This is a genomic window from Clostridium sp. MCC353 (assembly GCF_018785315.1).
Lineage (GTDB): Bacteria > Bacillota > Clostridia > Lachnospirales > Lachnospiraceae > CHH4-2.
This window is the reverse complement of sequence record NZ_WQPN01000081.1, coordinates 1-7,554: the sequence shown is the minus strand read 5'-3', so window position 1 is coordinate 7,554 and position 7,554 is coordinate 1. Positions and strand designations below refer to the sequence as shown.

The window sequence follows — 7,554 nt, the reverse complement described above, 5'->3', positions numbered from 1 at the left end:
CTGTTGCTTTTCCCTAATAAATAAAACGTTTACTCTATAACTGAAATCACAGGTATGGAATTTCAGTTTACAACTGACGCTATAAAGTCTATTAAAAAATGACAAACTGTCACTTTTAATGTATAAGAGAAGGCGACAATAGTGTCGCCTTCCCCTGTTTGTTGGCAATTAGAATTTCTTATCAGAAGTTATAAATTAGCCTTCAAGTAATACGCTAACGATCTTTCTGTTCTTAACTTCGAACTTATAATCATTACCATCTTTGCAGTTTGACTTGCTGTCGATAACTTTACCTGATGTATTAACTAAGTAGAACTTAGCATCAACAAAGTCGTTCTTACCAGCCTTAAATGTCCACTGTTTATCGCCATCTTCCTGCTTGCTTGTAGATAAGGATGTTGTTGTATCATCACAGAAAGTCAAGAAATCTTCAACATCCATCTTAACTACTGTATCATCTGCCTTAATAGCATAGATCTGATACTTATCATCTTTGTCAGCTTTTACAGTTTTACCAGCTAAGTACAGTTTATCATCTTTCTCAACTAAACCATTCTTACCAGCGCCTTTTCTAGAACCAGATTTTTCAAATTCAAATGCGAAAGTATCACCATCGATAACTACGTTCTGTTTGCCAGTCTTCATAGATCCGTCACTGCCATCGCCTAAGAAGTAACATCTGATTTCGCCTGAATTAATTTCATCCATATAGTGATTTACAAATGCATCAAATCCATCTTCTGTATCATATGGATAGTTGTCTGCATCATCAGCATAAATAGTTGAAACCTCTGTACTTGAAATTACATTATTTGCTGTTTTTGCCATATGAACAAAACGAAGTCCACTCTTCATACGTCCATAGTTATCAAATAAGTATTTCTTACCATTAATATTTTTAATAACGTTAGCATATAAGTTACCGTTACCATCTGCATAATACCAGTAAGAATCACCATCTTCATATTTACCCTGCTGTAAATAGTAACCAGGAGTTACTTTGAACCAGCCCTTAGTATAACGAGCGCCACTCTCCGGTGAATTGAAATACATAAATCCTTCGGTATAAGAAGAGTTACCCTGTTTAACGGAAAGGCTACCGTCAGATGCTGTTGCTGTAGTATCTTTATCTACATAAGTAGTTTCTGTATACCATTCAGCGATCATACGGCCATATTCATCAAAACCATATTTTTTACCATTGATATTTTTGTTAACACTATCAGTCTGCTTCTTACCTGAAGACTTGAACCAGAACCAACGATCCTGATCTTCATCCCAAATATCATCGTTAGGCTGACTTCCTTCATAGTTCTCATCAACAATATGAATTTCTCTCCAGCCCACTGTCATGGCACCGTCATTCTCATCACCAAAGTAGTAATCACAATTCTGCCAAGCATCATCATCGGTCTGTCTTTCACCGTCAGCTACCCAGCCAAACTGCATCTTTCCTTCTTCATCAAAAGTATACTTCTTGCCATTAATAGTTTTTAAAGAAACGTCGTTAGAAGCGCTGTCAGATCTCTTGTATGCTTTACCATTACTTCCAAAATAATACCACCAGTTGTCTGGATCATCATCATCATCTTTTTCTTCATTCTCGATAGATACCCATAAGTTGGTTACCATAACGCCGTTCTCATCTACATAGTAGTAGTCGTCGTCATCTTCGATCAGAACGTCAGTAGCCATATATCCATCTTCATCCAGATAGAACCAGTTGCTACCTGATTTCTTCCACTCGTCTGTTACTCTCTCGCCGTCTCTGTCATAATAAACCCATGTGCCATCTTCTTCTGCCCAGCCTGTAGCTGCGAAAGATGTCATGGATGCACCGATAGCGAGTAAAGCAGCTGCAGATAAAACTGCAACTAATTTAGTTTGCTTTCTCATAATTAATGCACTCTCCTTTTTCCTTTTTTGAATACTTTTTGAAATTCCTAATTGCATTACGAGGTAATTATACTTCCTAATCGGGAATTTAGCAATACTTTTTTAACATTTTTTGATATGTTATGCAAAAAATAAAAGAATTACCAGTTCCTCTAAGATACGGAAAATATACCATTTCCTCCATCACACAGATAGTATAATACACAATTTTCCAGAATACCATAGACATTCTCTGTACATTTTCTTACGTAAAGCTTACGAAAGCTCTTTTTTTACAAAATATTGTATTAATTTTAATACAAGGCAGTAATTGTTGCCAAATCAGAAGTATTTTCAATCTCAGGACATTTCTCATAAGAGTATATATTTATGTAAAGTCGTTAAACGAGATGTACATATATATTCTGAAATCCAAAACTCCCACCCTCTCCAAAGAAAAATCTATTATTAATACGCAGCAGTTCAGACGGCGGGAAGATGCTGCAGAAGCCAGCGTCAAGCCCGCTTATCAGCAAATTTAAGTATCATTTTCACATTGAATGAACCTGCGATGCTTCCTGGCCCGCTTTTTCAGCCAAAAAGATAATCTGTCTGAACCCTTACATAAATACAAATAACTTTTTACATCCCCCGCCATCCCTCTTGTAATTTCCCTTCAAACCATATATAATGTTCATATATTTATTTTTCAACCACAAATTGAACACGGAGGTTTAAATATATGGACAGACTTGGATTAATCTGCCGCTGCGTCTGGGAACGCCCGGAGATCACTCAGCGGGAGCTGGCTTCACAGCTTGATGTCTCACTGGGAACAATAAATAATCTGGTTAAAGAATGCATAGCCAATGATTACATCTCCCTTTCTCCCGATAACAAATATCATTATATCTTATTAGAAAAAGGAAAAGAGTTGCTGGAATCCTATAAAGTGGACGGTGCAGTTATCATAGCCGCCGGTTTTGGGTCCCGTTTTGTTCCCTTAACCTATGAAACTCCCAAAGGGCTTTTAGAGGTTTTTGGCGAACGGATGATTGAGCGTCAGATCAAGCAGCTCCATGAAGCCGGCATCTATAATATCACCATTGTAGTGGGATATTTAAAGGAAAAATTCGAATATCTTATCGATAAATATGGTGTAAAGCTTCTATATAATAGCGAATATTCTCATAAAAATACATTGGCAACCATTTGGCATGCCAGGGAAATCCTCAGGGGGCATAACATGTATGTGCTCTCCTCGGATAACTGGATGAGGAACAACATGTACCATACCTATGAATGCGGTACCTGGTATTCCGCAATATATGGTGATGGAGACACTTCTGAATGGTGTCTTAATTTTAATAAGAAGGGACGGATTACGGAAGTTTGTATCGGCGGGCACAACTCCTGGTTTATGTACGGGCCTGTATTCTGGTCTAAGGATTTCTCCCAACAGTTTCTCGATGTGCTGGAGGAATATTATAAAGAGCCGGGGACAGAACAGTTCTATTGGGAGCAGGTTCTGCTTGATCTGATTGATAAATTTGAGATTTATATCAATAAGCAGTCCGCCCAGCAGGTATATGAATTTGAGAATCTGGAAGAATTGAGGCTGTTTGACCCTAAATATCAAACCCGGTCGGATAATGCCGCCATGGAGCTGGTTGCGAGTGTATTTCAAGTGCCGGAATCTGAGATTACGGAAATACGGTGTTTGAAAGCCGGCATGACAAATAAATCATTTTTATTCTGTGTCAATCAAAAACACTATATCTGCCGAATTCCAGGACCGGGGACTGAACTATTAATTAACCGGGAGCAGGAAAAAAATGTCTATGATGCGGTAAGCGGGTTGGGTTTGACAGAACATATTGTATATTTCGATGGAGAGACGGGATATAAAATATCAGAATATTACGAAGGGGCTGTGAATTCCAATGCCCGGGACTGGAATGAGGTGGCATCGTGCATGAAAGCCCTTCACTCCCTTCACGATGCCGCAATTCAGGTGGATCACCGCTTTGACGTCAGGGAGCGGATCATTTTCTATGAAAAGCTGTGTAAAAGCCAGCTCAGCCATGAAGCGGGGGAAAATCTCTTATTCGAGGATTATAAGCAGGTCCGGGCCAACATGATTCAGCTATTGGATGAGCTGGACCGGTTGAACAGGCCGGAAAAACTGTCCCATATCGACAGCGTTGCCGACAATTTCCTGTTTTTGCCTGATGGAAGTATCCGGCTGATCGACTGGGAATATTCGGGAATGTGCGATCCGCTGATCGACGTTGCCATGTGTGCTATTTATTCCTATTATGATGAAGAAGAAACGGAGCGGCTGATTCAAATTTATTTTGGGCGCAATGCCAGTGAAGAAGAATCTTTTGTCATTTACTCCTACATGGCCCTGGGGGGATTCCTCTGGACCTTATGGGCCATCTATAAAAGCACCGTTGGGGAGGAATTTGGCGAATATACACTGATCATGTACCGGTATGCAAAAAAATATTACCGCAAAGCGTTGACGAAATTGTAATAAAATTGTTATTAATTATGGCAGACGTTGTGATATAATGAAATAAATTCTATGTCGAATTTATTGGATTTTGGATTTACTGAGAGGAGGATTTTTGATGATACGGAGTAAATGGATGACCGCGTGTGTATTGGCTGGGCTGATCACCGCGATGTCAGGCGCCGGTGCATTTTCCGCATTGGCGGCCGGCTGGACTCAGGAGGGCAGCAATTGGGCCTATTATGATACGGACGGCAGCAAACATAAGGGGTGGATTCAGACTAACGACGGTTATTATTATCTGGATCTGTCCACCGGGCTCATGAGCATTGGGTGGAAGCAGATTAACAATAATTGGTATTATTTCAAATCCAATGGAATAATGGCAACCCGATGGGTTCAGGATAATGGGAAATGGTACTTTATGCTGGATGACGGCACTATGGTTAAAGGCTGGCTCAGGATTGGAGAGGATTATTTCTTCCTCAAGGGTGACGGTTCCATGGTTACCGGATGGCGGGATATGGACAATGCCTGGTATTATTTTAAAGAGAACGGCACTGTGGTTATTGGGTGGAAAAACATAGAAGGCTCTTGGTATTATTTCGGTTCAGACGCTAAGATGATGACCGGCTGGCAGAAAATCGGCAATGATTATTTTTACCTGAATTCGGATGGCAAGATGCTGACCGGCTGGCTGAGCGACGGCACCAATAAATATTACATGGATTTGAATAACGGAAGCATGGCCAACAGTTGGAAGCAGATCGACAATAACTGGTACTATTTCAACAGCGCGGGCCATATGCAGACCGGATGGCTGAACCTGAATGGCAAATATTATTATTTAGACCCATCTACCGGCAAGATGGCTGTCAACCAAACCTTGACAATCGATGGATCAAGCTACACCTTTGATTCCAACGGCGTTTACACCGGATCGTCCAATAATAACTCCCCTGGCGGTAACTCAGGCGGATCCACACCGGGAGGCTCAGGCGGCGCCAATAATGTAATCAATAATTCTTCACCTGGTTCAAATTCCGGCTCTAACTCGAATGCACCCGGCTCCTCAAATTCCAATCCGAATTTCAATGCACCAGGGTCTTCGAACTCAGGATCTAATTCCAATGCACCGGGGTCTTCGAATTCTAATCCGAATTCGAATTACAACTCTCCGGGCTCTTCAAATTCCGGTACTACCAGCGTTGGACTGCAGCCTGGCAGAACGGACGGACCTCATTAATTCATTTTTAACATCAAGGGTGAAGGCATTTTCGAAAAAGCCTTCACCCTTTGTGTTAAACGGCTAGTTTAATTACTCAAAGGAGGACTAATTAAAATGCACAATTATAAGAGACTGGCAGTTTTAGCGCTGGCAGGCATCATTGGAATCGGCGGCCCTGCGGCCTCTATTCCGGGCATGGGATTTGACGCTTATGCTGATTATAAAAAAGTAAATGGTGAATACCAGATGCTGGATGGCACAGTCATTGAAGATGTTCATGCCCGCGGTATTGACGTATCACATTGGCAGGGTGTCATAGACTGGAACGCGGTTGCGGCTGATGATATTCAGTTTGTGATGCTGGGAACCAGATATTCAGGAAATGTAGATCCTTATTTCGATATCAATGCTAAAAATGCGGCGGCAGCCGGGCTGGACGTGGGAGTTTACATTTATTCTTATGCCACAACCGTCGAGATGGCGGAAGATGAAGCGGATTTTGTGCTGAAATTAATTAAAGATTATAAGATCTCTTATCCGGTGGCATTTGACATCGAAGCGGAGGTTCAGAGCACCATGTCCCCCTCCGAATTGAGTGCTTTGGCAAATGCCTTCTGCACCAAGATCAAAGACGCCGGATATTATCCAATTCTCTATGCCAACGACTATTGGCTGGCCAATAAACTGGATATGTCCCAGTTGGATTATGACGTATGGGTTGCGCGCTATGAGAAGAAGCACGTTTTTGAGAATCCGGTTATGTGGCAGGCTACCAGCACCGGGAGGGTGAACGGCGTCAACGGCAATGTGGATATTGATTTCCAGTATGTTGACCTTTCTGAACATTTACCAGCTGATCTGTGGCGTACAATCGATGGAATTACTTATTACTATAAGGACCATCAGATGGCAAAAAATGTGTGGATTAACGACGGACCTGACCGGTACTATATCCAATCCGACGGCACGGCATATAAAGGATGGAAAAAGGATGATGGGAAACACTACCTGTTGGATGCCGACAGCGGGAAGATGGTGACCGGATGGCACCAGGAAGATAACAAGTGGTATTATCTGCTTCCGGATTCGGGACAGATGAGTACCGGATGGCAGAATGTCAGTGATAAATGGTACTTTATGAATCAGTCCGACGGCGTTATGAGAACCGGATGGTTCGATGATAACTCTAACCGGTATTATTTAGATCAGAGTGGGGCTATGGTCAGCGGATGGAAATCGCTGGACGGCAGTTGGTATTACTTTAAACCGGGCAGCGGCTCTATGGCTTCGGGATGGCTGAACGATGGCGGCAGCTGGTATTATCTGGAGCAGGGCAATGGAAATAATGCCGGAAAAATGAAGACCGGATGGCATGATGAGAACGGCAAACGCTATTTCCTAAGTGAAAACAGCGGACGTATGACGACTGGCTGGCGGCTGTGGAATAATAACTGGTATTATTTTGGCGGCGACGGCTCTATGAATACCGGGCTGATAAATGTGAACGAAGTTCTTTACTATATGGATCCGGCGACGGGAACCATGGTATCCAATACTACAGTTAATATTAACGGAGTGGATTATAACGCCGCGTCTGATGGTTCATTGTCACCAGCAGAGGTTCCGGCTGATCCCGCTGATGTACCCGCTGAAGGATCTGGTGATGGAACAAGTGGTGTGACGAATGGAACTCCGAATCAGGCTCCGCCCGGCGGGAACGGTGTTGGAGGCGACGGCACAGTTTCTGCCGGAGATGCTCCGGGGGGAAATGGATCTGAAGGCGGAACATCGACAGAGCACAGACCGAAAGGGCCTGGTGAACCGTAATTTTACATGATACCTCAAGGGATTTTCGAAAAAGGGGCTGTAAAATAACTCCATAATGAAGAATCGCCAGTTCCGGTAAATGCCGGTTCTGGCGATTCTTCATTTT

4 protein-coding genes are annotated in these 7,554 nt (G+C 42.5%); 3 read left to right on the top strand and 1 reads right to left on the bottom strand.

Annotated features, from left to right (window positions below):
- Positions 1 to 195: 195 nt before the first annotated feature.
- Positions 196 to 1,896 carry a cell wall-binding protein gene (locus GPL15_RS15365; RefSeq protein ID WP_215699567.1) on the bottom strand — a complete coding sequence of 567 codons (1,701 nt, stop codon included), beginning with the start codon at positions 1,894 to 1,896 and terminating at the stop codon, positions 196 to 198.
- 721 nt (positions 1,897 to 2,617) lie between these two features.
- Here GPL15_RS15365 and GPL15_RS15360 point away from each other — a divergent pair.
- The 3 genes from GPL15_RS15360 (at position 2,618) to GPL15_RS15350 (ending at position 7,448) form a co-directional block, all read left to right on the top strand.
- Positions 2,618 to 4,414, top strand: coding sequence for a sugar phosphate nucleotidyltransferase (locus GPL15_RS15360; RefSeq protein WP_215699566.1), 1,797 nt, complete (start codon positions 2,618 to 2,620; stop codon positions 4,412 to 4,414).
- 97 nt (positions 4,415 to 4,511) lie between these two features.
- Positions 4,512 to 5,639 carry a cell wall-binding protein gene (locus GPL15_RS15355; protein WP_215699565.1) on the top strand — a complete coding sequence of 376 codons (1,128 nt, stop codon included), beginning with the start codon at positions 4,512 to 4,514 and terminating at the stop codon, positions 5,637 to 5,639.
- A gap of 96 nt (positions 5,640 to 5,735) precedes the next feature.
- Positions 5,736 to 7,448: a GH25 family lysozyme gene (locus tag GPL15_RS15350; RefSeq protein WP_215699564.1), complete on the top strand. Its 1,713-nt coding sequence runs from the start codon at positions 5,736 to 5,738 to the stop codon at positions 7,446 to 7,448.
- Positions 7,449 to 7,554: the final 106 nt, after the last annotated feature.

Coding starts and splice junctions, on each gene's coding strand:
- GPL15_RS15365 (WP_215699567.1), bottom strand. CDS start 1,896: ATGAGAAAGCAAACTAAATTAGTTGCAGTTTTATCTGCAGCTGCTTTA.
- GPL15_RS15360 (WP_215699566.1), top strand. CDS start 2,618: ATGGACAGACTTGGATTAATCTGCCGCTGCGTCTGGGAACGCCCGGAG.
- GPL15_RS15355 (WP_215699565.1), top strand. CDS start 4,512: ATGATACGGAGTAAATGGATGACCGCGTGTGTATTGGCTGGGCTGATC.
- GPL15_RS15350 (WP_215699564.1), top strand. CDS start 5,736: ATGCACAATTATAAGAGACTGGCAGTTTTAGCGCTGGCAGGCATCATT.